At 67.1% G+C, this 23,854-nt stretch carries 24 protein-coding genes and 2 tRNA genes; 9 read left to right on the top strand and 17 right to left on the bottom strand.

Annotated elements, in window-relative coordinates; translation table 11 throughout:
* The first annotated feature begins 13 nt into the window (after positions 1-13).
* Positions 14-2,059, top strand: a complete 2,046-nt coding sequence (locus tag AB0J62_RS07495) for a beta-galactosidase (RefSeq protein ID WP_363865484.1) — start codon at positions 14-16, stop codon at positions 2,057-2,059.
* Here the strand turns inward: AB0J62_RS07495 and AB0J62_RS07490 are convergent.
* A complete protein-coding gene (locus AB0J62_RS07490) occupies positions 2,053-2,568 on the bottom strand; it encodes a hypothetical protein (protein ID WP_363865482.1) in 516 nt (171 codons plus the stop codon). The genes AB0J62_RS07495 and AB0J62_RS07490 overlap by 7 nt on opposite strands.
* Before the next feature lie 87 nt (positions 2,569-2,655).
* Here AB0J62_RS07490 and AB0J62_RS07485 point away from each other — a divergent pair, with 87 nt between their 5' ends.
* Positions 2,656-3,159 carry a sigma-70 family RNA polymerase sigma factor gene (locus AB0J62_RS07485; RefSeq protein WP_363865480.1) on the top strand — a complete coding sequence of 168 codons (504 nt, stop codon included), beginning with the start codon at positions 2,656-2,658 and terminating at the stop codon, positions 3,157-3,159.
* Positions 3,156-3,767, top strand: a complete 612-nt coding sequence (locus AB0J62_RS07480; protein WP_363865478.1) for a zf-HC2 domain-containing protein — start codon at positions 3,156-3,158, stop codon at positions 3,765-3,767. The genes AB0J62_RS07485 and AB0J62_RS07480 overlap by 4 nt, the downstream gene beginning before the upstream one ends.
* A 1-nt stretch (position 3,768) precedes the next feature.
* On the opposite strand, the gene AB0J62_RS07475 is transcribed toward AB0J62_RS07480, so the two are convergent.
* The 4 genes from AB0J62_RS07475 to AB0J62_RS07460 form a co-directional block, all read right to left on the bottom strand.
* The gene (locus AB0J62_RS07475) at positions 3,769-5,007 is read right to left on the bottom strand and encodes a hypothetical protein (protein WP_363865476.1); all 1,239 of its coding nucleotides are present in this window, start codon (positions 5,005-5,007) and stop codon (positions 3,769-3,771) included.
* A gap of 3 nt (positions 5,008-5,010) precedes the next feature.
* A complete protein-coding gene (locus AB0J62_RS07470; RefSeq protein WP_363865474.1) occupies positions 5,011-6,552 on the bottom strand; it encodes an alkaline phosphatase D family protein in 1,542 nt (513 codons plus the stop codon).
* A 126-nt stretch (positions 6,553-6,678) separates the two neighbouring features.
* Positions 6,679-7,050: a DUF1304 family protein gene (locus AB0J62_RS07465; protein ID WP_363865472.1), complete on the bottom strand. Its 372-nt coding sequence runs from the start codon at positions 7,048-7,050 to the stop codon at positions 6,679-6,681.
* The gene (locus AB0J62_RS07460; protein WP_363865470.1) at positions 7,047-7,475 is read right to left on the bottom strand and encodes a cupin domain-containing protein; all 429 of its coding nucleotides are present in this window, start codon (positions 7,473-7,475) and stop codon (positions 7,047-7,049) included. The genes AB0J62_RS07465 and AB0J62_RS07460 overlap by 4 nt, the downstream gene beginning before the upstream one ends.
* A 121-nt stretch (positions 7,476-7,596) precedes the next feature.
* Between AB0J62_RS07460 and AB0J62_RS07455 the strand changes: the two genes are divergently transcribed.
* Complete coding sequence (locus AB0J62_RS07455; protein WP_363865468.1) at positions 7,597-8,646, top strand: LuxR C-terminal-related transcriptional regulator; 1,050 nt, start codon at positions 7,597-7,599, stop codon at positions 8,644-8,646.
* On the opposite strand, the gene AB0J62_RS07450 is transcribed toward AB0J62_RS07455, so the two are convergent.
* Positions 8,636-9,535: an AraC family transcriptional regulator gene (locus AB0J62_RS07450; protein ID WP_363865466.1), complete on the bottom strand. Its 900-nt coding sequence runs from the start codon at positions 9,533-9,535 to the stop codon at positions 8,636-8,638. The genes AB0J62_RS07455 and AB0J62_RS07450 overlap by 11 nt on opposite strands.
* 120 nt (positions 9,536-9,655) lie before the next feature.
* Between AB0J62_RS07450 and AB0J62_RS07445 the strand changes: the two genes are divergently transcribed.
* The gene (locus tag AB0J62_RS07445; protein ID WP_363865464.1) at positions 9,656-10,507 is read left to right on the top strand and encodes an NAD(P)H-binding protein; all 852 of its coding nucleotides are present in this window, start codon (positions 9,656-9,658) and stop codon (positions 10,505-10,507) included.
* A gap of 95 nt (positions 10,508-10,602) precedes the next feature.
* Here AB0J62_RS07445 and clpX read toward each other — a convergent pair whose 3' ends face one another.
* From clpX to AB0J62_RS07420, 5 genes are all read right to left on the bottom strand, one after another.
* Positions 10,603-11,895: an ATP-dependent Clp protease ATP-binding subunit ClpX gene (gene clpX, locus AB0J62_RS07440; RefSeq protein WP_134097008.1), complete on the bottom strand. Its 1,293-nt coding sequence runs from the start codon at positions 11,893-11,895 to the stop codon at positions 10,603-10,605.
* Positions 11,896-12,030: 135 nt separating this feature from the next.
* Positions 12,031-12,642 carry an ATP-dependent Clp protease proteolytic subunit gene (locus tag AB0J62_RS07435; protein WP_363865461.1) on the bottom strand — a complete coding sequence of 204 codons (612 nt, stop codon included), beginning with the start codon at positions 12,640-12,642 and terminating at the stop codon, positions 12,031-12,033.
* A gap of 29 nt (positions 12,643-12,671) precedes the next feature.
* Positions 12,672-13,295, bottom strand: coding sequence for an ATP-dependent Clp protease proteolytic subunit (locus AB0J62_RS07430; protein ID WP_134097004.1), 624 nt, complete (start codon positions 13,293-13,295; stop codon positions 12,672-12,674).
* A 351-nt stretch (positions 13,296-13,646) separates the two neighbouring features.
* On the bottom strand, positions 13,647-15,047 hold the full coding sequence (gene tig / locus AB0J62_RS07425; protein ID WP_363865459.1) for a trigger factor: 1,401 nt from the start codon (positions 15,045-15,047) through the stop codon (positions 13,647-13,649).
* Positions 15,048-15,125: 78 nt separating this feature from the next.
* A tRNA-Pro gene (locus tag AB0J62_RS07420) sits at positions 15,126-15,198 on the bottom strand.
* Positions 15,199-15,304: 106 nt separating this feature from the next.
* Here AB0J62_RS07420 and AB0J62_RS07415 point away from each other — a divergent pair.
* Positions 15,305-15,375 (top strand) — tRNA-Gly (locus AB0J62_RS07415).
* 94 nt (positions 15,376-15,469) lie between these two features.
* Here the strand turns inward: AB0J62_RS07415 and AB0J62_RS07410 are convergent.
* The 6 genes from AB0J62_RS07410 to AB0J62_RS07385 are packed head-to-tail and all read right to left on the bottom strand — an operon-like array spanning position 15,470 to position 20,718.
* Complete coding sequence (locus AB0J62_RS07410) at positions 15,470-16,633, bottom strand: site-specific integrase (protein ID WP_363865457.1); 1,164 nt, start codon at positions 16,631-16,633, stop codon at positions 15,470-15,472.
* Positions 16,633-16,830: an excisionase family DNA-binding protein gene (locus AB0J62_RS07405; RefSeq protein ID WP_363865455.1), complete on the bottom strand. Its 198-nt coding sequence runs from the start codon at positions 16,828-16,830 to the stop codon at positions 16,633-16,635. The genes AB0J62_RS07410 and AB0J62_RS07405 overlap by 1 nt, the downstream gene beginning before the upstream one ends.
* A gap of 14 nt (positions 16,831-16,844) precedes the next feature.
* Positions 16,845-18,434, bottom strand: a complete 1,590-nt coding sequence (locus tag AB0J62_RS07400; protein WP_363865453.1) for a replication initiator — start codon at positions 18,432-18,434, stop codon at positions 16,845-16,847.
* Positions 18,431-18,820, bottom strand: coding sequence for a WhiB family transcriptional regulator (locus AB0J62_RS07395; protein ID WP_363865451.1), 390 nt, complete (start codon positions 18,818-18,820; stop codon positions 18,431-18,433). The genes AB0J62_RS07400 and AB0J62_RS07395 overlap by 4 nt, the downstream gene beginning before the upstream one ends.
* A complete protein-coding gene (locus AB0J62_RS07390; protein ID WP_363865449.1) occupies positions 18,817-20,292 on the bottom strand; it encodes an FtsK/SpoIIIE domain-containing protein in 1,476 nt (491 codons plus the stop codon). Before AB0J62_RS07390 ends, AB0J62_RS07395 begins: the two co-directional genes overlap by 4 nt.
* A gap of 15 nt (positions 20,293-20,307) precedes the next feature.
* Complete coding sequence (locus tag AB0J62_RS07385; protein ID WP_363865447.1) at positions 20,308-20,718, bottom strand: plasmid replication, integration and excision activator; 411 nt, start codon at positions 20,716-20,718, stop codon at positions 20,308-20,310.
* Positions 20,719-20,870: 152 nt separating this feature from the next.
* On the opposite strand from AB0J62_RS07385, the gene AB0J62_RS07380 reads away from it, so the two are divergent.
* From AB0J62_RS07380 to AB0J62_RS07370, 3 genes are all read left to right on the top strand, one after another.
* Positions 20,871-21,716: a helix-turn-helix domain-containing protein gene (locus AB0J62_RS07380; RefSeq protein WP_363865445.1), complete on the top strand. Its 846-nt coding sequence runs from the start codon at positions 20,871-20,873 to the stop codon at positions 21,714-21,716.
* 1 nt (position 21,717) lies between these two features.
* Positions 21,718-22,545, top strand: a complete 828-nt coding sequence (locus tag AB0J62_RS07375; protein ID WP_363865443.1) for a protein phosphatase 2C domain-containing protein — start codon at positions 21,718-21,720, stop codon at positions 22,543-22,545.
* A gap of 335 nt (positions 22,546-22,880) precedes the next feature.
* Positions 22,881-23,690: a hypothetical protein gene (locus AB0J62_RS07370; protein WP_363865441.1), complete on the top strand. Its 810-nt coding sequence runs from the start codon at positions 22,881-22,883 to the stop codon at positions 23,688-23,690.
* The last annotated feature ends 164 nt before the right edge of the window (positions 23,691-23,854 follow it).

Genomic DNA, 23,854 nt, shown 5'->3' with positions numbered 1-23,854 from the left:
TATTGGAGAAAGCGTGCACGAGCGTGTGCTCTTCGGAGCTGCGTACTACCACGAATACCAGCCCAACGACCGCCTCGAGCGGGATCTCGACCTGATGGCCGCGGCGCGGTTCTCGGTGATCCGGGTCGGCGAATCCGTCTGGTCGACCTGGGAGCCGGAGAACGGCCACTTCGACCTCGACTGGCTGCAACCCGTCCTCGACGGCGCGCACCTGCGCGGTATCGCGGTCGTCCTCGGCACTCCGACGTATGCCGTGCCGCCGTGGCTGGTGCGGTTGTATCCGGAGATCACCGGCGAGCGGAAGACAGGTCAGCGGATCGGCTGGGGCGCGCGGCAGGAGGTGGACTTCACCCATCCCGGCTTCCGGTTCCACGCCGAGCGGGTGATCCGGAAGATCGCCGACCGGTATGCCGGGCACCCGGCGGTGATCGGGTTCCAGGTCGACAACGAACCGGGGAACGAGCTGCTGCACAACCACGGCGTCTTCCAGCGCTTCGTGGACAGCCTCCGGCACAAGTACGGCGACGTCCAGAGCCTGAACGACGCCTGGGGTCTCGTCTACTGGTCGCACCGCCTGTCGGACTGGGCCGACCTGTGGACTCCCGATGGCAACGTCCAGCCGCAGTACGACGTGGCGTGGCGGCAGTTCCAGGCAGATCAGACAACGGAGTTCATCGGCTGGCAGGCCGACATCGTCCGCGAGTACTCGCGGCCGGACCAGTTCGTCACCACGTGCATCGCCTACGATCGCCCGGCCGTCGCCGACGACGAGCTGGTACGGCGTCTGGACGTCACCACCGGCAACGCGTACTACGCGATGCAGGACGGCCTGCTGCACCCACCTCACGGTCCGGCGCGGCAGGGCTGGACCACGAGTGGCACCTGGGCGCTCTACCTCAGTGCAGACCGGATGTACTCGTCCCAGCAGCGGCCGTTTCTCGTCACGGAGACCAACGCGCAGTCCATCGGGTCCCCGTGGAGCAACCATCCGGCGTACGACGGCCAGTGGCGCCAGGCAGCCTGGGCTCTGGTGTCTCGTGGCGCCACGATGATCGAGTACTGGCATTGGCACACACTGCACTTCGGTGCCGAGACCTATTGGGGTGGAGTCCTTCCCCACAGTGGCGAACCGGGCCGGGTCTACCGGGAGATCGCACAGCTGGGTGCGGACTTCGAGGCCGCCGGCTCACTGGTTGCCGGCATCACCCCGGACAGCGACGTGACGATGCTGTACTCGCTGCCGAGCAAGTGGCTGATGCAGAAGTATCCGGCACTCGCGCAGGAGGACGGCGGCCCGGACGAGCGCTCGTACCACGGATTCTTCGATCCCTTCTATCGTGGGGCTTTCGACGCCGGCCTCCAGGTCCGGATCCTGCACACGAGCCAGTTCACGGGCTCGGTCCAGGAGCACCCGATTCTCGTCGTCCCGGCGCTCTACCTGGCCGACGACGACCTGCTGGACCGGTTGGTCGCGTACGCCGAGGCCGGCGGGCACCTCGTCGTCGGACCACGCACGGGGTACGCCGACCAGGAGGCGCGAGTACGCACCGACATCCAGCCCGCCAGGCTGTCGGCCGCAGCCGGTGTCCGGTACGACGAGTACAGCAATCTCGAGGCGGACCTGTCCGTTCAGGGTGCCGGCCTAGAGCTCGGGGACGATGCTGCCGCAACTCGCTGGGTAGACGGGCTTCAGCTCGACGGCGCTGAGGTCCTGGTCGGCTATGACGATCCGCACTTCTCCAGATGGCCGGCGATCACCACGCGGGCCTACGGATCCGGCCGGATCACGTACGTCGGCACAGTCCCCAATCCGGCACTCGCCGCAGACCTGTTCCGCTGGATCAAGCCCGACTCATGGTCCGAGCGGCCGAGCAGTGTGACCGTGACGTCCGCGACCGCTGCGGGCGGACGGCGGCTCCGGTTCGTCCACAACTGGTCGTGGGACAGCGTCGACCTCAAGATCCCCGGTCCGGCCCGCGACGTGCTCGCGGACCGGCCCACGAACGGCAAGCTCGAGCTCGGGCCGTGGGATGTTCGCGTCCTGGTCGAGGATCAGTAGCCGTAGCCGCCGCCACCGCCGGATGAGCTGGACGGAGCCTGGGTGGGCGCCGCTGCCGTCGTGGTAGCGGCGTGCCAGGTGAAGCTCATGCCGGAGAACGAGTCGGTGACGTTGTTGCCCTGGGCCTTGCCGGCGCCGGTGTCGAGTTTGAAGGTGTACAGCGGTTTGCCCTGGAAGGTGAGCTGGTCGGCGCTGGTGTCGGAGCGCTTCATGACGCCCAGACCGGGGACCGCCTTCGCGTCGGCCGCGGTACCCGTGGCCGGCATCCAGAAGCTCAGGCAGTTGGCGGTGCACTTGATCATCCCGCCGGCCTCCTGGTCGGCGAAGTACAGCGTCTTCCCGGACGAGTCGACCAGAGTCTGACCGACTCCGCTCACGTTCTGGACCGAAACCGCGGCTCCTGTCGCAGCCCCGCCGCTACTTGTCTGAGCGGTGTTGTCGCTGCCGCACGCGGCCAGCGTTCCGACCGCGGCCACGGTTGCTCCTAGCAACAATATTGTCGTTTTCATCAGTAGCTCCTTTCACCGGCAGATACGTGCGACAGCGCCGACCGGTTCAGTTGAACCTCGTACGGCTCCGCTGCGTAGTTCTGAGGTGTGGATGACGACACGGTGGTCCGCGCGTTGTACGACAGGTACCGGCGGCCGCTCTACGGCTATGTCCTGCGCTCGGTGGGCGGCGACCGTCAGTACGCCGAGGACATCGTGCAGGAGACGATGGCGCGCGCCTGGGCGCACGCGTCGGAGCTGGACCCGGACCGGGCCGGTCGCTGGCTGTTCACGGTCGCCCGCAATCTGGTGATCTCCGGCCACCGCAAACAGGCGGCCCGGGTGACCGAAGTACCGATCGACGACCGTGAGTTCGCCGCACTCGGCGACGACATCGATCACGTGCTGCAGGTCTGGCAGGTGATCGAGGTCATGCGCGGACTGAGCCACGACCATCGGCAGGTGATCGTCGAACTGTTCTACAAGCGACAGACCGTCAACGAGGCAGCGGCGGTGCTCGGCGTACCGCCGGGGACGGTGAAGTCGCGAAGCTATTACGCCCTGCACGCACTTCGTGCGGCGCTGGAAGAACGAGGAGTGACCGGCTCATGACGTGCCCGGAGACGATGTCGATCGGCGCCTATGTGCTCGGTGCGTTGGATGCTTCCGAGCGTCGTGGGACCGAGGCGCATCTCGCGACCTGTGCGAGCTGCCGGGAGACGCTGCTGCAGTTCGCCCATCTGCCGGGTCTCCTGCACGCCGTACCGGTCGAAGAGATCGAGACGGAGCAGCCAGAGCCGGCGCCGCTCATGCTCACGAAGAGGAAGCGGCCGAGGCGTCTCCGCTGGGTGCTGGCGGCGGCATCGGCAGCCGTGGCCGGCGGTGTGCTCGGCTTCGGTCTGGTGTCTGCTCCGGCCTCGGCTACCTGGACGGCGACAGACGGAGTGGGCGGCATCGACACCACTGCCAAGCTGACCAGTCACGGCTGGGGTACGGACATCCAGCTGAAGCTGAAGGACCTCCAGCCGTACGAGCGCTGCACGCTGGTCGTCCACAGTCGCAACGGCACCACCGAGACAACCGGCTGGTGGGCCGTGAACCGCAGCAGCCAGGCACAGGTCCCAGCCAGTACGTCGATCCCGCTGCAGGACATCGTCGGGCTCGACGTGGTTGCGGCCGGGGACAAGGTGCTCAGCACCCTGTCCCCGACCTCGCACTGAATCACCAACTGTTGTTGGAGATCCCCGTGCCCAGGATGACCTGGTCGTACGTGTTGCCGTCGTTGTCGTCGGTGTAGACGACAGCCACTTCGGCGTACGGCGAGACAGCCACCGTCATCTGCTCTTGCCGACCAACTGTGGCCGAACTCAGCCGCTGCGCCGACAGCCGTCCTGTGTCCGTGCCGTCCGTCCCGAAGCCACGGATCCACACGTCGAGATCCGTGGCCTGGACCGTCCAGCCCACCACGGTCTGCGCTTGGTCATCGATCCCGATCGACGGCTCAGTACCCGCGGCCGCAGCCTGTACGTCGGCATAGCGGGCGGTGCCCGCTGAGTCGAACGAGCGCGTGCTGAGCGCCGTACCCGATTGCCATGCGACCGCGAAGTCGCCGTTGAAGTTGGCTGCGACAACTGCGTGCGTCTGCTGGCCGGTCGTCGTGGCGTTGGCGACCCGGCGGGACAGGCTGGCTGCACCGTTGGTCCGACCAAGACGGATCAGTCCGATGTTGTAGTCACCGTTGGCGTCGCCGTCTTCGTCCCAGACGACTACCGCGTCGCCGGACGCCGAAACCGCCACGTCCGGGTTGTGGTGCTGACCGGTCGTCTGCGAGGCGGTGACCTCCCACGCGCGCGTGGTCGGTCCGGTGTAGCCGGCTGCCTTCACGGTGGCCGGCGTACCGGTCTGGATGTCCTCCCACACAACTGAGAACGAGACTGCGGCAGTCGACGGCGCACCGTCCGGGTCCACAGCAACCCGCGGGTTGATCTGCTGGCCGGTGGCGCTCGTGTTGGCGTTGCCAGACGCTGTCACGGTGCCGGCGGTGTCCAGGACGCGGTACGGGATGTTGTAGAAGCCATTGCCGTCCGGGTCGTCCTGCCACACCACGACTGCATTGCCCTTGTCGTCCAGACCGACGTCCGGGTGCAAGTGCCGCCAGTTGGTCACTCCGCTGTCGCCACCCGCGGAGAGCTTCTTCTCGTACACAGCGGTTCCGTTGTGGAACAGCCGGACCCAGATGTCGCTGTGGACGTTGTCGGTCGCGTTGTCGGTGTCGCGGTCGTCCTCCCACGCCACAGCGACATACCCGTTCCGGTTGATCGCAATGGACGCGTTGTCCTGGTCGCCGGTCGACACGCTGTTCGCCGTGACCCAGGTGGGTGCGGCAACGTGGGCATCAGCAGGGATGGCAGTGAACGTAAGAGCAGCCGCAGCAAGTGCAGTAATAAGTAGCGTCTTCATGAGTCACACCGCCTGCAGTCCGGGCTGGCCCTCTTCGATCACGAACGACTTCGCAGTAGCCGCGGCGGCGCCGTGCTCGGACACCTTCGCGACGTTGCGGAAGTCGGCCCGCAGCTCGGTCGGACTGACTGTCGCGCGGATGTAGCCACGCCGGTTGTTGTAGAACTTCAGCCACGGATTCGTACCGACGTCGGGGATCGTCGTCGCTCCGTCGCCGTCACCGCTCGAGGTGACCGAGCTGGTGACGAGCTCGGTGCCGATGGTCGCCGAGTTCGCGTTGTTGTAGTCGGCCTTGAGGTCGTTGGCCCACGCCCGGTGCACATCTCCGGTGAGTACGACGGGATTGCGGACCGACCGATCCACCCAGCCCTGCTGGATCCGCGCCCGCGAAGCGCGGTACCCGTCCCAGGAGTCCATGCTGGCGCCGGTCGAGTTGAACCGGCGGGCGAAGAACACCTGCTGGCCGATGATGTCCCACGTACCGAGGTGCTGTCCCAGACCGTCCAGCAGCCACGTCTCCTGCGGGTTGCCGGGCAGACTGCGGCTGGCCAGATCGGCGTCCGAGCACAGCTGCCAGCCGTCACCACATGCCTGGTCGTTGCGGTACTGGCGGGTGTCGAGCATGTGGAACGTCGCCAAACTCCCCCACCGCAGCCGCCGGTAAAGCTGGATGCTGTTGCCGCTGTTCACCTGAGCTGGCCGCAGCGGCATGTTCTCGTAGTACGCCTGGTACGCCGCCGAACGTCGCGCGGTCCACTGCGCCGCGGTCAGCGCGGGAGTGTTGTTCTCACGCACCGTGCCGGCGTAGTTGTTCTCCACCTCGTGGTCATCCGGTACGACGATCCACGGTGCGACCGCGTGCGCAGCCTGTAGGTCCGGGTCCGTCTTGTACTGCGCGTACCGGCGGCGGTAGTCCGCGAGCGACACGATCTCGTTGCCGAGGTGGAGACGCGGGCGGCCCGTCGTCGGACCGTACTCGTAGATGTAGTCGCCGAGGTGCAGGATGACCCCCGGGTTCTCTTCGGCCATCCGGCGGTAGACGGTGAAGTACCCCTCCTCGTAGTGCGAGCAGGAGGTGAACGCCATCACGAGGTCTCGTCCGGCGGCGCCGATCGCGGGCGTGGTGCGGGTCCGGCCGACGGGCGAGATGTGGCCCTGGGCACGGAATCGGTAGAAGTAGTCGGAGTCCGGGTTGAGGCCGCCGGCGATGGCGTGCACCGAGTGCGCGGCGGCGTACTGGGCAGTGACTGTGCCGGACGCGACCAGGGTGCTGAAGGTGTCGGTGGTCGACACCTGCCAGTCCACGGCGACGTCGGCGTTCGCCATCCCGCCCTGGCCGTCGGCGTTGGTCGGCGACGGGGCCAGGCGGGTCCACAGCACGACGCTGCTCGCGTCCGGCTCACCGGAGGCGATACCGAGCTGGAACGGGTACGGGACGGCGGCGGTGGCGGTGATCACCGAGGACTGGGCGGCGGCCGGGAGGGCGCCGACACCAGCCGCGGCGAGTCCGCCGAGAACAAGGGTCCTGCGACTGATTGGGCTCATGAGCCTCACCTTCACGGGTACTCAGGGCGGCAGGCCCCCGGAATAGTCGAACGCTCGGTGACCATCCGGGAACCTTGAGTGTGTGCGGTGCTTCATGCCCATGATTGCGCAGCTTTCGTAACTTTCCTACAGCATGAGGATGAGCAAAACCGCGGCAGGAATGCCTTCCATGAGCGCGTTCAGCCACAGACGCCGCTCGGTCACGACCAGCACGACGGCCAGGAAGGTGTGCTGCGCCGCGGTGAAGGTCACCAGCGCCTCGCCCGCCGACTCGTGCCCGTTGGCCGCGAGAATCACGCCGATCACCAGGGCGGCCGCGGTCGTCAGGTTGTACCAGCCCACATTCACGGTCCACAGCCGGACCGCGTCGAAGTCGGTCGGCTTGGTGAGGAACAGCGGATACAGCCTCGGATGCCGGTAGAGGATCGACTCCATCACGAACACCACGGTCAGCATTACCGCGATGAAGATCGCCAGCACCTGCGCCGCCGTACTCATGCGAGCGAGACCCCGTGACGAGCGGAAACCTCGCCCAGAGCGGCGTAGTCGGTCGGGTCGGCAGCCGCCAGCTCCGCGAAGAAGGCGCCCATCCGGCCGGACTGGCTGACGGTGAGGAACTTCGCCGACGGCGTCAGCACCGAGAAGGTGTTCAGCGTGCCGGCCGGGATACTGATCGACGACCCCGGGCCGAGGTCGTAGCCCTGATCGCCCGCCTGGACGAGGATCCGGCCCTGCAGCACGTAGAACGCCTTGCTCCAGGACTCGCTGTGCGGCGGGGCGGCGTCGCCGCGGGGCGCATCGATCTCGAAGAGCTCGTACTGCCCGTCGGTGTGCTCGGCGCCGATCTTGACGGTCACGGTCGCATCCGGAGCGGCGTGCTCGACCCCGCTGCCGGCATTGCTCAGATGCACTGATTCGGTCATGGCTGCGACGCTAGGTTGCAGCGAACCCTGCCGAAATCCCGTGCGGCTGGGCTCGGGAGCTGACCGGAATCCCCACATTTCCGGGATAGTCGGCCCGGGTACGGCGGCGCATACTGAGCGCATGTGGGAGGGCCAGGCACGGGCCGCACGCCGGGACATCGCGGCACTGGCGACGTCGGGGATGGGCGTCGTCGACCTGCACGCGGCCGCGATCGAGGTGGTCGAGCGGGTGGTCGGCAGCGAGCTGACCTGCTGGGCCGGCCTGGATCCGGGCACGCTCGTGATCAGTTCGATGACCAGCGGGCAGGCGCGCATCCCTTCGGAGTACGAGCCGAGGCTCGCGGAGACGGAGTACGCCGGCAGCGTGCCGAACTCGTTCGCGGAGCTGGCCCGGAGTGACCGCCGGGTCGCGCGGCTGTCCGACCTGCCGTACCGCGAGGTCGTCGGGCACCGGCGGCTGAACGAGGTGTGGCGGCCGCTCGGGATCGAGCACGAGGTGCGGACCACGTTCACCGTCGACGGGGACTGCTGGGGTGCGGCCGGGTTCGTGCGGAGCGGGTCCGACTTCAGCGATCGTGAGATGGAGTTCCTCGGGTCGGTGGCGCCGGTGATCGGCGCGGCGACGCGGGTCGCCGTACGGACGGACGCGCACGGGTACCGCGGAGGGGTCGGCCCGTCGATCGTCGTCACCGGGCCGAACGGCGAACCTCGGGCGATCACCGCGGCCGCGCAGACCTGGCAGGACGAGCTGAACGAGATCGCGCCCGGGCGGTTCGACGTACTGCTGCGCGCGGTCGTCACCGGCGCCCAGGTGGCGGCCGGCGGGACGTTCCAGGCGCGCGTGCAGACGGCGTCGGGCGGCTGGGTCGTCTTGCAGGGCAGCCGGTTGCTCGGGGACAACGACGAGGAGGTCGTGGTCACGATCGAGCCGGCGTCCGGACATCACCTGGTCGGGATGCTGCTGGCGGCGTACGGCCTGACCACGCGCGAGCGGGAGATCTGCCTGGAGGTCATCTCCGGGCACACCACCACCGAGATCGCGGATCGGCTGTCGATCTCGCCGCACACGATCCAGGACCACCTCAAGTCCGCGTTCGCCAAGGTCGGCGTCCGGAGCCGCGGCGAGCTCGTCGCCACACTGCGCCCCGAAGATCTGACGCTCAGGCCGTAACCAGCTGCTTGCGATACGTCCCCGGCGGTACGCCGAAGTCGCGCTTGAACGCTTTCGCGAACGCGAACTCCGACGTGTAGCCGATCTCCTTCGCGACGGTCGCGAGCGGGCGATCGTGATCGCGCAACAGCCGCGCCGCGGTCGTCATCCGCCAGCGGGACAAGTACGTGAGCGGCGGCTCGCCGACCGCCTCGGTGAACCGCCGCGCGAACGCGGCTCGCGACAACCCGACATCGGCAGCAAGATCGGCCACCGTCCACGCCGCGCCGGGCTTCTCGTGGATCAGTTCGAGCGACTGCACGACCGCCGGATCGGTCAGCGCTCGCGCCCAACCGCGATCCGTCGGGCAGTCGTTGTTCTCGAACCAGGCCCGCAGGATCAGGACCAGCAGCGCATCGACGAGCGCCGGTACGACCGCGGCCGCGCCGGGCCGCTGCGCGTCGAGCTCCTCGCCGAGGATGCTGATTGCCGTGTGCAACGTTCGGTGCCGGCCCGGATCCGCCGGCACGACGACCACATCGGGCAGTTTGCTCAGCACCGGGTGGGGACGTTCGCGATCGAGGCGGTACGTCCCGCACAGCAGCAGCGTGCGGGCGCCCTGACCGTGCGGCGGCTCTTCGACCGACGGATCGAAGTCGACGGTCGGTGAGTCCGGATGGTCGACGAGTGTGTGCTGGAGGCCGCGCGGAAGCAGTACCGCGTCGCCCGGCCCGAGCGGGATCGGGTCGCCGTCCGGCGGCAGCAACCACGCCGTACCCTGCAGGACCAGGTGGAACGTGGCACCGAACGAGTGCGCGAACCGCAGTCCCCACGGGCCCCGGACGTCGGTGCGCCCGGACGTGGCCGGACCGGTTTTCATCGCGGAGACGACATCGGCGAGCACATCCATGTCCACCATCATACGCGCGCCCGTCAAGACGATAAGACATAAATCAGCGCTCGACGGACATAGATCCGCTTGCTACAGCTGTCTACTGTCGGTGACAGACATCAACGACTAGGAGTACAGATGAGCATCGTCGTCACCGCAGCAACCGGTCACCTGGGCAACCTCGTCATCGACGAGCTGCTGCAGCGGGTCCCCGCCGACCAGGTCGTCGCGGTCGCGCGGAACGCCGAGAAGGCCGCCCCGATCGCCGAGCGCGGCGTCGAGGTCCGGATCGCCGACTACAACGACCCTGCCGCGCTGGCCAAGGCGTTCGGCGCCGGGGACACGGTGCTGCTGATCTCCGGGCTCGAGCCGAACCGGTTGGACCAGCACAAGTCGATCATCGAGATCGCGAAGGACGCCGGCGTCGCGCGGATCGCGTACACCAGCGCGCTCGGCGGACCTGAGGCCGACTTCGACCTGGCCGCCGATCACCGCGCGACCGAGCAGGCGATCCTCGACTCCGGGCTGCCGTACACGTTCCTCCGCAACGGCTGGTACAACGAGGTCTACACCGACCAGATCGCCGTACAGCTGGAGCACGGTGTGGTCGGCAGCGCCGGCGACGGGCGGATCGGGTCGGCAGCGCGCCGGGACTACGCGGCCGCGGCGGCCGTCGTACTGGCCGGGGACGGCCACGAGAAGAAGGCCTACGAACTGAACGGCGACGTCGCATGGACGCTGACGGAGTACGCCGCCGAGCTCACCCGGCAGTCCGGGAAGAATGTTGCCTACAACAACGTTCCGGCTGAGGCGCATCTGCAGATCCTGATCGGGGCCGGGGTGCCGGAGGGGTTCGCGCCGATCCTCGTAGACGTCGACGCCGCGATCGCGCGCGGCCTGCTCGCCGGCCGCGGCAGCCACCTCACCCGCCTGATCGGCCGCCCCACCACACCGATCGCCGACTCGATCGCTGCCGCCCTCACCGAGTGACCATCAGGTAGCTTCCGTGGTTCGTTGCCTGTAGACGAGAAGGAGGCCGGAGGTCCGCTCTGCAGCGGACTCCGGCCTCCATTCGTCGGGCTCTGTTACGCGCTTTTCTCGCGGCGCTTGGTGCGCTCGATCTGGTCGCGCGGGATCAACGTCGGGTTGACGTTCTCCAGGACGACGTCGCCGGTCACGACGACCTTGGCGACGTCCTCGCGGCTAGGCACCTCGTACATCACGTTGAGGAGAACCTCTTCCATGATCGCCCGCAGACCACGGGCGCCGGTGCCGCGCAGCAGCGCCTGGTCCGCGATCGCCTCGACCGCGTCGTCGCTGAACTCCAGCTCGACGTTGTCGATCTCGAACAGCCGCCGGTACTGCTTGACCAGCGCGTTCTTCGGCTCCGACAGGATCTTGATCAGCGCCTCGCGGTCCAGCGGCGACACCGTCGTGATGACCGGGAGCCGGCCGATGAACTCCGGGATCAGCCCGAACTTGAGCAGGTCCTCCGGCATGACGTCGGCGTACCCACCGAGCTCCTTCGGCTTCTCCGGCTCGCGCGAGGTGTTGAAGCCGAGGGTCTTCTTGCCGACCCGCTGCTCGACCATGTGATCAAGACCGGCGAACGCGCCGCCGACGATGAACAGCACGTTGGTCGTGTCGATCTGGATGAACTCCTGGTGCGGGTGCTTGCGGCCGCCCTGCGGCGGGACACTCGCGGTGGTGCCTTCCAGGATCTTCAGCAGCGCCTGCTGGACGCCCTCACCGGAGACGTCGCGGGTGATCGACGGGTTCTCGCTCTTGCGGGCGATCTTGTCGACCTCGTCGATGTAGATGATCCCGGTCTCGGCCTTCTTGACGTCGTAGTCGGCCGCCTGGATCAGCTTGAGCAGGATGTTCTCGACGTCCTCGCCGACATATCCGGCCTCGGTCAGCGCCGTCGCGTCCGCGATCGCGAACGGGACGTTGAGCATCCGGGCCAGCGTCTGGGCGAGGTAGGTCTTGCCGCAGCCCGTCGGGCCGATCAGCAAGATGTTGGACTTGGCCAGTTCGACGGCCTCGTCCTTCGCGTGCCGGCCCGCGCTCGAGGCGCCCTGACCGTCGCGAACCCGCTTGTAGTGGTTGTACACCGCTACCGCGAGCGCCTTCTTCGCCACGTCCTGTCCGACGACGTACGCGTTGAGGAAGTCGTAGATCTCCCGCGGCTTCGGGAGCTCGGTGAGACCGACCTCGGAGCCCTCGTTCAGCTCCTCCTCGATGATCTCGTTACAGAGATCGATGCATTCGTCGCAGATGTAGACGCCGGGACCGGCGATGAGCTTCTTGACCTGCTTCTGGCTCTTCCCGCAGAACGAGCACTTCAGCAGGTCGCCGCCGTCACCAATGCGTGCCACCGGGACAGATCCCTTCTATGCGCAGTCGGACCGTTTCGACGGTACCCCGTCGCGGGCTAAAAAACCGCGCTCGCCACCGGGTTGTGACTACGCCGGTGGCGAACGCGTCGAGCTCTTGACAGCCCGTCGGCCGGGTCAGACGCCGGCCGGGACCGGGGTCTTGAGGGTCTGCAGGACGTCGTCGATCAGGCCGTACTCGATGGCCTGCTCGGCGGTCAGGAACTTGTCCCGCTCGATGTCCCGGGAGACCTCCTCGCGCGACTTGCCGCTGGCGTCGGCGATCATGGTCTCCAGCAGCGAGCGCAGGCGGAGAATCTCGTTCGCCTGGATCTCGATGTCGGAGGACTGGCCGTAGGTGCCCTCGGTGGCCGGCTGGTGGATGATGATCCGGCTGTTCGGCAGGGCGAGGCGCTTGCCCGGCGTACCGGCCGCGAGCAGCACCGCCGCCGCGGAAGCCGCCTGGCCGAGGCAGACCGTCTGCACATCCGGCTTGATGTAGCGGACGGTGTCGTAGATCGCGGTCAGCGCCGTGAACGAGCCGCCCGGAGAGTTGATGTAGATGCTGATGTCGCGGTCGGAGTCCATCGACTGCAGGCACAGCAGCTGTGCCATCACCGCGTTCGCGATCTCGTCGGTGATCGGCGTGCCGAGGAAGATGATGCGGTCCTCGAACAGCTTCGTGTAGGGATCGATGCGGCGCATGCCGTACGACGTGCGCTCCTCCCACTGCGGGATGAAGTAGTTCATGGTGCGTCCTTAACTGACGGAGTGGGAGATCAGGAGTTCGGGCTGCCCTGGCTCAGCTGGGCGGCGCTGGTGACGACGTGGTCGATGAAGCCGTACTCCTTGGCCGCCTCGGCGGTGAACCAGCGGTCGCGGTCCGCGTCGTTCTCGACCTGCTCGAGCGGCTGGCCGGTGTGCTCGGCGATCAGCTTGAACAGCAGCGCCTTCAGATGCAGCGACTGCTCGGCCTGGATCTTGATGTCGGACGCCGTACCACCCATACCGCCGGACGGCTGGTGCATCATGATCCGCGCGTGCGGCAGCGAGTAGCGCTTGCCCTTCGCGCCGGCGCAGAGCAGGAACTGGCCCATGGAGGCCGCCAGACCCATCCCGACGGTGGCGACGTCGTTGGAGATCCACTGCATGGTGTCGTAGATCGCCATGCCGGAGTCCACCGAGCCACCCGGCGAGTTGATGTACAGCCAGATGTCCGCGCTGGGATCCTGAGCGTTCAGCAGCAGCATCTGCGCGATGATCGCGTTCGAGTTGTCGTCGCGAACCTCGGAGCCCAGGAAGATGATCCGGTTTTTCCGCAGCTCGCGGTAGATGTCGTCGTCTTGTCCGCCGGATCCGTTGCCGCCCGCGGCGGTGGGGCTGGCTGCAAATGTCTCGTTCACGAACCCGACATTACTGGTCGGCGGCGACAGACCTAAGGCTGGGCCGTAGGTGTTCGCTCACGGCGCACCTCACCGCCCGTTTCGTCTGCTGTGAGCGAATTCGGCGCGCTTTTCACCACCCGCACAGGACGACGGACCCCTGCTCGTCGACAGCTGCCTCGTCAGGGACTTCGCGGAGCTCCGGCCGGTCGACCTCGGGCTCCTCCAGCAGCACGGCCACACCGCCTCCTCGCCCGGAAATCGTTTCACCGGCCACGCTAGGCGGTCCAACTGTCGGTTTCCTTGCAGCCGGTTCGCAAAATGCGAACGGCCCGGAACCCCTGCTGGGGTCCCGGGCCGCTACGGCATCGATCAGGCCTTCGCGGGCTCCTCGACCGGGGCCTCGGCGTCGGGCGCCTCGTCGGCGCTCTCCGCCTCCGGGTCGGCGTACGTGCCGTCGGGCTGCAGGGTCTTCAGCTCGACCGTGTTGCCGGACGCATCGGTGACCTTCGCGTTCTCGACCAGGTAGGCGAGCGCCTTGCCGCGGACGACCTCGGACACCAGGCTCGGGACCAGGTTGTTCTCGACCGCGTGCTGCGCGAACTGGTCCGGGCTGACGCCGGAACGCTGCGCGTGCCGGACGATGTGCTCGGTCAGCTCCTGGTCGTTGACACTCAGGTCCTGCTGCTCGGCCACCAGGTCCAGCACGAACTGCGCCTTGATCGCGTCCTCGGAGCGCTTCTTCAGGTCCTCGTCGAACTCTTCCTGGGTCTGCTCCTCACCCTCGAGGAACTGCTCCATCGTCATCCCGGAGTACCCGAGCTGCTGCTCCAGGTTCTCCTTGCGGGCCGCGAGCTCGTCGGTCAGCAGGCCCTCGGGCACCGGCACGTCGACCAGCGTCAGGATCTTCTCCAGCACGGCGTCACGCGCCTCGCCGGCCTGCTCCAGCCGCTTGCCGCGCTCCAGCCGGGTCCGGACGTCGGCGGTCAGCTCCTCCGCGGTGTCGAACTCCGAAGCGGTCTGCGCGAACTCGTCGTCGAGCTCCGGCAGCTCCTGCTCCTTGACCGCGGTCACCGTCACCTCGACGTCGACGTCCTCGCCCTTGAGCGCACCGCCGACCAGCTGGGTCACGAACGTCTTCTTCTCGCCGGCGTTCAGGCCGATGACCGCCTCGTCCAGGCCGTCCAGCAGCTGACCGCTGCCCACCTGGTACGACAGGCCGGTCGCCTGCGCCTCCTCGACCTTCTCGCCGTCCTTGCTGGCCGACAGGTCCAGGGTGATGAAGTCCTTGTCCTGCACCGCGCGCTCGACCGGGTTCAGCGAGCCGAACCGCTGCCGCAGACCCTCGATCTGCTCGTCGACCTCGTCGTCGGAGATCGCGATGTCCTCGACCTGGGCCTCCAGGCCCTCCAGGTCCGGCAGCGTGATCTCCGGGCGGACCTCGACCTCCGCGGAGAACTGCAGGCTCTCCTTGTCGTTGAACTCGGTCACGTCGACCTCGGGCCGGCCGATCGCCTTCACCTGGTTGTCACTCACCGCCTGCGAGTACAGCTTCGGGAGCGCGTCGTTGATCGCCTCCTCGAGCACAGGGCCGCGGCCGACGCGCTGGTCGATGACCTGCGGCGGGATCTTGCCCTTGCGGAAGCCCGGCACCTGGATCTGCTGGGCGATGCTCTTGTACGCCGCGTCGAGGCTCGGCTTGAGCTCCTCGAACGGCACCTCGACAATGAGCTTGACCTTCGTCGGGCTCAAGGACTCGACGGTGCTCTTCACGGTGGCGGTTCTCCTTGATTCGGTGACATTGCAAGCCAGGGCGACAGCCCGGACCGCAGCAGTGCTGCAGGGGGTTTGTCGGGGCGACAGGACTCGAACCTGCGGTCTCCTGCTCCCAAAGCAGGCGCGCTAGCCACTACGCTACGCCCCGCAGTGACCGCACGAGTCTAGTCGACCCGAACCAGTGCTCGCGCCACCACCCCGGCCAATACCGTTTTGAGTCCGACCGGGTCCGTATGGAATCATGTCCGAGCACCGCGGGTGTAGCTCAATGGTAGAGCCCTAGTCTTCCAAACTAGCTACGCGAGTTCGATTCTCGTCACCCGCTCGGGCAGCAGAAGGCCCCCAGCCGCAGGGATTCCGAGGCTGGGGGCCTTCTCTCACGTTGGGGCCAGCTCAGGCCGCCAGCGATTAGTCAGCGATTAGGGACTCGGCACCAGCACCCCGGCCGCGCCGTCCTCGTCATCACCCTTGGTCTCGCGAGCGACTATGTCGTTCAGGCGTGCAGCGATCTCCCGAGCCCGCTCGTCGGTGTTGTGCTGGTAGATGAGCGCCGCCCTCATCGAGCCGTGGCCCATCCGGTGCATCAGCTCCTTGGTCGACGCGCCACTCTTCGAGGCCAGGTGGTTACCCGTGTGACGCAGGTCATGGAAGTGGAACCCGGCAGGCAGCCCCACCTTCTTGACCGTCGCAGTCCACTTCACCGTCGACCGCCAGCTCCCCCGCTTCGGAGTACCGCCACGCGGCCCAGTGAACACAAGGCTGTCCGCGCCCGGCTCGACATGATTCCGAAGGTGCACCCGGAGCTCATCCACCAAGACGGCCGGGATCGGCACTGTGCGGCGACCAGCAGCCGACTTCGGCCCCTTGACGATGAGTTTGCCGCCGTTCAGCTCCGCGATGCTCCGTTGCACCCGGATCTCTGCCTCGTCCAGGTCCACATCCATCCGGCGAAGCGCGATCAGCTCACCCCAGCGCAGGCCGGTCAGCGCAGCGGCCAGGATGAACACGCGGAAGCGCGGACCGATCGCCTCAGCCAGCGCATACACCTGTTTCACCGTCGCAACCGGCCGCTCAGCTCGTGCGGCCGTGTCCGCCCCTTTGATCCGGCACGGGTTCCGCTTGATCCGCTCGTCATCGACAGCCGTCGTCATGATGGCCCGAACCAGCCGGTACGACTTGGCCACGGTGTCAGCCGATCGCCCCGCCTCCTGCAGATCCTTGCGCCACTTGCGGATGGTTTCCGGGCCGATCTTGCCCAGCTCCTTCTTCCCGAGGAAGGGCTCGATGTGCAGCCGGAACAGGATCTTGTACAGCTCCCGCGTGGTCGGGCTCATCTCGTGCTCATCGATCCAGCTCGTCCCGTAGTTGCCGAACGCGATCCGGGCCAGGTCGGGATCGTTCCACTCGCCCCGGATCAGATCCGCCTGTCGGACCGTCAGCCACCGATCGGCCGTGGTCTCGTCTGCGAACGTGTTCGGCGCAAACCGGCGGACACCATCCGGGCCGAGGTAGCTGGCCTGATACCGACCGGACTTCAGCTTGCGGACGTTGCCGAACCGGCGCTTGCCAGGCTTGTTCGCCACTAGGCCGCCCTCCCCCGGGTCACCGGCTCCACCGTGTTCGCCTTGACGTACTCGGTGATTGCCGATTCAGGGATACGGACGTTCCGGCCGACCCGGACGAACCGGATGCGACGTTGCGCGATCAGTCGCCGCGCCATGCGTTCCGACCTCGCACCGAGGTACGGCGCGGCCTGCTCCACTGTCAGCAGTCGTTCCATCGTGATCTCCCAGGTCATGCCGCCGAGTCGGCGGTGTCGGTTGCAGTTGCCGAACAGGCGTCGGCGGGTGGTGCGTTGGCAGCGCGTTGCTTGGCTTGCTCGTACTCGGACCGCCATCGGATGCGTTCCTGAATGCCGCGAGCGAGTACGCCGTGCCAGGTGGGTAGGTCGTCGTCGTTGTTGCGGTCGACGGGCGACCAGATGAACCGGGGTGTGCCGTCCTCGAGCGCGGTGGTCGCGGCGTACCGGTCGGTGTCGTGCATGTCGACGCCAGCAGCGGCGAGGGTCTGCCGGACGACTTCGGCGCGGTCGGCGCGGTGGTCTGAGAGGGTCTTGCCGGTCCACTGACGCGACACGAGGACGCGGCGGCCACCAAGCCCCAGGTGATGCCTGTCGTGAGCCTTGGAGGGGCACCAACCCGGCCGCATGCCCGCTTCGGCGTCCTTGGGCTGCACGCCGAAGCGGAGCCAGTTCGAGCAGGACGGCGAGCAGGGCAGCCACCGGACCTCACGGTGCAGCCGGTCCAGGTGGATCGCTTGCGCGGTGGTGATCGTGTCGTCGTCGCCGTAGGTGTCCGCGATGGACTTGGCGAGGTACTTGGTCAGGTAGCCGATCGCCTTGCCGACCTTCTCGTCAGCGTCGGCGATGATGCCTTGGTAGTCGACCTGGGTCCCGAGTTTGACCACGTGCGCGGGCGTCGCGGCCGGGTCGTCGTCGATCGCGTCGAGAGCCTGTTCCCAGCTCGGCAGCGGTGCGTGCGTATGGGGGTCCAGAAAAGCGCCGGCGTAGTCGTCCCACCGGGGCAGGTCGTCGCCGACGTACACCGGTTCGGAGCACTGCGGCCACCAGAGCTGGTGGTAGGTCGCGGCAGCAACCTCTTTGACGACCTGGCGCGGGATGACGCCCCGGACGGCGGCGTGCAGGTGCGGTGCGAGGCGGTGCTGTGCTTCGACGGTGGCGAAGTACTGGACCTTGTACCCGGCGCAGCGACGCAGGTTCTGCCAGAACCGGTCAACGAGCTTCGGGAAGTGCAGCGCGTCCATCGCGGCCCGGTGATAGTCGTACGACTCGGGATCACGTGGCGTGCCGTCCGGACCGACCTTGCCGTACGACGGAAGAGTCAAGGTGAGGAACATCGACGGCCGGTAGGTGCGCCCGTTCGGAGCGGTGAACGTCGTACCGACGGTGCGGTTGTCCATCGGCACCCGGGGCAGGTCGGGAGCATCCTGGCGGCGGCGGGTCGAGCGGACCCGACGTGCCGATTCGTCCTCCTCTGCGGGAGTTTCCTCGTCGTTCTCGGAGTCCTCTTCGGAGTCGTCATCCGAAGCCGCGGAGACCTCATCGACTAGGTCGGCCGGATCGTCGCTGAGGATCTCGTCGCGGTGCCAGCCCTCGCGACACTGCTGCATCCGAAGCTTGCGCGCACGCTCGGCACACGGCGGGCACTGGCGCTCCTGAGTGGAGCCGCACGGGATCGGCACCACGAGCTGCTCACCGGTCGCAGTGTCGGTCATCCGGGACAGCACGGGCCTGACACAGACGCCGTTGCGGACGGCCAGGTCGTGCAGCACGTCGGGCGCGACCTGGCCCAGGGACGACATCATGACGCTTGCCTCCAGAGGTATTCGGGGAGCAGGGTTGCGCCGTCGAGCGCATCGACAACCTCAGCGCCGTCGACCAGATCCCGAACGAGCACGTCACGTTGCAGCTCGGTGGTACCGCCCCAGACGCCGTACTCCTCCCCGGTCGACAGCGCGTGAGCGAGGCAGGAACGGCGGACCGGGCAGAACCCGCAACGGTCGAGCGCGGCGGCCTTGCCGTTGGTGTCGGTGTCCTCGGGAAACCAGGTGTCGTCAGCAATCGAGCGGCACGCGCCCATGGCTTGCCAGCCGGGTACGACGTGTGCGGCGAGTTCGGCGCGCAGCTCGTCACTCAGGGACGGGACGTCGAACACGAGCTCGATCTGTCCGGGGATCTGTGGGCGCGTCATGCGGCCACCTCCTCAACTGGCCGCACCGACTCGCGAGCGTTGCCACTGGCATCGACTGGGGCGTACCGCTCGACCAGAGCGGCTACGTCGTCGTCGGAGTGGAACGGGAAGCGAACTCGGACCGGTTCAGCCTCACCATCGATGCCGACATAGCCGACTCCCGGCAGCGACTCCGGGATCTCGTCGCAGCGAGCACCACGAGCCCGAGCCCCCTCGGCCAGGACCAACCCGACCTGAGCAGCCTCAGCCACCCGGAGGGCGAGCCGGGTTGGGAACAGGTCGCGGAACGGCAGCACCTCCTTGCGCGGGTCCTGAAGCGCACCGACGACGGTGACACCGGCAGCACGACCCTGCGACAACAGCAGCGACAACGCAGCGGCAATCCGGCGCTTCAGATCCCGATCAGTCACGTACGCAGTCAGCGAAGCCAGCTCGTCGACGACCAGGACGATGAACGGCTCCTCGGTCGTCGGCTTGTGCAGCCGCGAGAACCCGCGCATCTTCGCCTGCCGCGCACGCATCCTCTCCACAGCCTCGTCGAGCACGTCAGCGAACGCGGACTCCCAGCCGACCGTGTCGTCCCCGCCGTAACAGAACTTCGCGAACAACCGCCGCCCAGCGGCCAACTCCATCCCGCCCTTGGGGTCGAGCGCCCAGACCTGGACCAGGCCAGAGCGGATGCCGGGACCGAGCGCGGCGATGATCGACCACAGCACCGAGCCTTTGCCCGCGCCGGTCGCACCCGCGATCAGCAGGTGCGTGCCGAGCAGCCGCAGCCGGTACATCAGCCCGTCCTCACGCAGTGCCACAGTCAGCGCCTTGAAGTCGACCGAATCGGGATGCTCGATCGGCGGAACCAGCTTGGTGAGCGGGTCGTCGACCAGGAACCACAACACGATCTGACGACGGTTGCGTTTGTGCGAGCGGACCCGGCAGTCGGTCGCGCCGAAGGTCTGCGCCAGCCGCTCGGCGACCTCCGCGTAATCGGTGAGCACCTGGCCGGGCAGCAGCCGGACCGTGACCAGGTCAACCCGCCCGGTTGAGCGGACGCGGACGATCTGAGGTACGAACACCGAGTCTTCGGTCAACTTCGCGGTCAGTTTGAGCGTGGTCATGGTCGGTTGCCATAGACCCCGATACACCGCCAGCCGTCGCCACCAGCCACGACAGCGCCAGACGATCCGCTGCGCGAACGACTCCGGCCAGCGCCACCACCACACGAGGCCGAGCAGGACCACAGCAGCCGCAGCAGCAGCGATCCGCCAGGGTCCGTAGACCGTCCAGGCCTTCCACGCCAGCAGCCCCGCGAGCACCGTCCCGGTGGTGCGGGGGTGCCTGATCAGCACGACGGGAAGCCGCACCAGCCAGGACACCAGGACCCACACCAGCCACCACCGCAACCGGATCGCCACGGCCGGAGTACGGAACCGCAGAGGCCCTTCCTTGACCTCGGTCCCCCGGATGCTGAACACGTCTCGTCACCCGCCCTACGCCGCAGGCTTGTTCTGGCCGGGCGCGTTCTTCGGTGCCCGGACACCCGTCGCCCGGAAGGACCACGCCAGACGCGGACGCCCGCCGTTCTCCGCCACGTACGGAGTCGCGGTCAATCCGTCGAACTCGACCGGCGTGAACGGCAGACCGTTCGACGACGGCAACACCGGCTTCTGCGTGGACAGGATCTTGATCGAGAGCTGCCGGTCGGCCTTGCGCGCCTCCGGGTCACCGTCCATCACGTCGACCGACCAGACGTTCAAGCCCGAGTCCTCGTCGACCGAGTACACCGGCCGGTCCTTCGTCGACCGATCGAAGTCGCGCACCTGCGTGACCTCCGATACGGCGTACACACCGTGCGGGAAAACCTCACCGAACTGGATATTGATCTTGCGCGGCATCGCCATGAGTAGATCTCCTTGTATAGGCCCCTAGACAGTGGAAGTCGAGACGGTCTCGAGCGGTGTCTAGGGGGGTATACAGCAAGAATGCCTGACACCGTCGGTCACTGTCAAGGGGTCTAGACGTTACAGAGTGTCGAGACCCCTAGACTTCCGTCATGAGCGATGACGAAGTGGCCCGGATCGCGGCGATTGCGGACCCGGCAGCACGCCTGAGAGCGGCGACCGAGGGCCTATCTGTCGCTCAACAGACCATGACCGAGCTCGCGCGGCTGAGGCGCGCCTTGGTCCAGGACCTGCACAAGCAGGGTTGGAGCTACGCGCAGATCGCGGACGCGGCCGGACTGAGCCGGGGCCGGATTCACCAGGTCCGCCACCAAGGCCCGATGCCCGAGGGCGCGTTCTTCGGTCGGGGAACCGTCCGGATCGCCACACCGCTCAAGCGGGACGAGATCAAGGCACGGCCGGTGGTCGCCGTCGAGGACGTGACTGCATCCCAGCGTCTTGGCGAGCTGGCGCGCTCGCTCGGGTTCGAGGTCGATTACGAACAGATCCCACTCGGCGGTCACATCGACCTGAACCGAGATGGCCTGATCGTCATCTGCGGACCGCGCATCTCGTCTGACGTTGCCGGTGTCCTTGAGACCGACCCGGTCTTGAAGTTCGAGCGTCTTACGGCAGGTTGGGCCGTTCGCGACACCCGCAGCGGCGACGTCTACGCATCGGGCCAGGACGACGAGCCACCCACGGCGTCTGACGTGGCTTACCTCAGCCGCCTACGTCGACCGGACGGCAATGGAGTCGTCATCGTGTTCACCGGCATCCATCCACAAGGCTCGTTGGGGGTGGTCCAGATGCTCACGAACGAGCTGGCTGACTTGCACGAGCAGGCAGGCCCGGGAACCTTCTCAACCCTGCTCCAGGTCGACTACGACCCCGAGACGAACGAACCAACCGAGACACGGCTGATTACGCCGGTCTACCGCCACGAACCCGAGGCCTGACATGCGCGTCACTACTGCGACCGAGCCGGCTCGCCCCGACCGCGACAACGAGGACTTCGTTGCCGCCAGCACTAACACCATCGTTCTCCTCGACGGCGTGGGGACACCGGTTGGTTCCGACGCGGGCTGCCGTCACGGCGTCGCGTGGTACTCCCGGCACCTCGGGACCAGCGTCCTGAATCTCGCGACAGATGCGCCGGAGATCCCGTTAGTCGACGTACTTGAGTTGGGCATCGAACGCGTGGCGGACCTCCACCGCCACTCGTGCGATCTAAGCCACCCAGGTTCACCGTCCGCGACAGTAATCATCGCCAGACAGAACGCTGGCGACCTGGATTACCTCGTACTAGCCGACTCGGTCCTGCTCCTGGAATCAGGCGGCCAAACGCGCTCGATCTGTGACGACCGCGAAGCGCAGGTTGGTCAGCATCACCGGGCGGCGATGGATGCGCTGCCGTCAGGCTCCCCCGCGCATGTTGATGCTCACCGCCAGTACGTCGAGACGCTTCGGAGCTACCGCAATCGCCCCGGTGGATTCTGGGTGGCCAGCTCGGACCCTAGCGCGGCCCGCGAGTCGATCGTCGGCAAAGAGCCTCTAGACCCGCTGACTGCCGTTGTCCTGCTCTCCGATGGTGCGAGCCGCCTCGTCGACCGGTTCGAGCTGGCGACATGGTCGGCGACGGTCGACCTCGCCCGGACGGACGGACCATCGGCGATCATCGACCGGGTCCGTGATGCGGAGCGCAGCGACCCAGACGGTCTCAGATGGCCTCGGGGCAAGACGTACGACGATGCAACCGCCGCGTTCGCTGTGCCCTTGCCGATTTAGGCTCTTATGGATCAAGGGCGCGCCTTCGGCGCGCGGCCCCGGACTGCGGGCGGCGCCAGGGCGCCGTCCTCGCCGGGGCCCAGAAGCAGGACGCTTCCCTGACTACCGACCCCAACCGCCACGAGGCCGCGTACAGGCGTCTGGCCCTGGGTTAGCCCCGTCCCCCCGGCCGCTCGATCGTACGGCCACCACGACCCACATCAAGAGCGCCTACGGCGTCCCTACGGGATCGGCAAGCCGACTCTTGACATGCGCCGCGCTGACCTGTGTTGGCAGCTATCGGGGGGACGGGACCAGAATGGCGTGCTAGCTGACCGACCGAACGGCAGGTGCCTGTGGAGGACGATGACTGGGTGCCCCTCAGTGTGCGTGAGGGGCGCGAGGCTGCTGAGCTGTATGAGGGACCGTTCGAGGGTGTCCCTAACCATCTCCAGAGGGCGCTCTTCAGCTTCTACACGGATGCTGCGAGCGATCTCAGATCACGAATTCAGCTCAAGTTGAGATTGAACGGCCCTCCGGTTGGGCCGGAGAATCTCCTCAATGCAGTAGATGCGGCGCTCCGCCTTGGTTCGCCCGACGACTTCTACGGCGGCGATGGTCTGCACCCGATTGACCGCCTCGAGCGCGACCTGGGAATGGGCGGCTCTGTCTACCGCGTCGGCGAGTCTGGGCTGGAGCGACGCGTAGACGAGACGGCGATCGCGATGTTCGAGGCGAGCTTGTCATCGGCCAGAGCAGTCCATACGCCCAGCGGCTCGGCTGCGAAGCACCTGGCAGAAGCCTGGAGCAAGACGTACGGCATCGATCCTGAACCACCGGTTGCGGTACTCCTGGCCGTCAAGGCAGTCGAAGATGTAGCTGTTCCGCTGGTGATCCCGAACGATCGACAAGGCACGCTCGGGAAGGTCATCAACGCGCTCAAGGCTGAGGACAAATGGGAGTTCCTGCCCGGCCGCGATCGAAGCATCGTTCCAGTGCGTGAGCTCGCGCAATTCATCTGGGCTGCGCCTCTCGACCGACACCCGGGCACGTCTGACTACAGTCAGACCACTCTGGAGCAGGCCGAGGCGATCGTGCACGCGGCGGTCGTGCTCGTGCGGTGGTTCGCTGAGAAGCAGATTGCGCGAAAGCCCGGTCAGTCCTGACGTAGAGGGCTGCCCCGAGCGATTAGTGAGCGATTACGACAGGTCAGCTGGGGTCAATTGGGGTCAGCGGGGGCCCCTGGTTGACGCTCACTACCTGACCGTGAGCGTGCCGTCGACCGATCTTCCAAACTAGCTACGCGAGTTCGATTCTCGTCACCCGCTCG

Source organism: Kribbella sp. NPDC049584 (genome assembly GCF_040675555.1).
Classification (GTDB): Bacteria; Actinomycetota; Actinomycetes; order Propionibacteriales; family Kribbellaceae; genus Kribbella.
The sequence above is the reverse complement of the archived record's forward strand: the minus strand, read 5'-3'. Positions and strand labels throughout refer to the sequence as shown.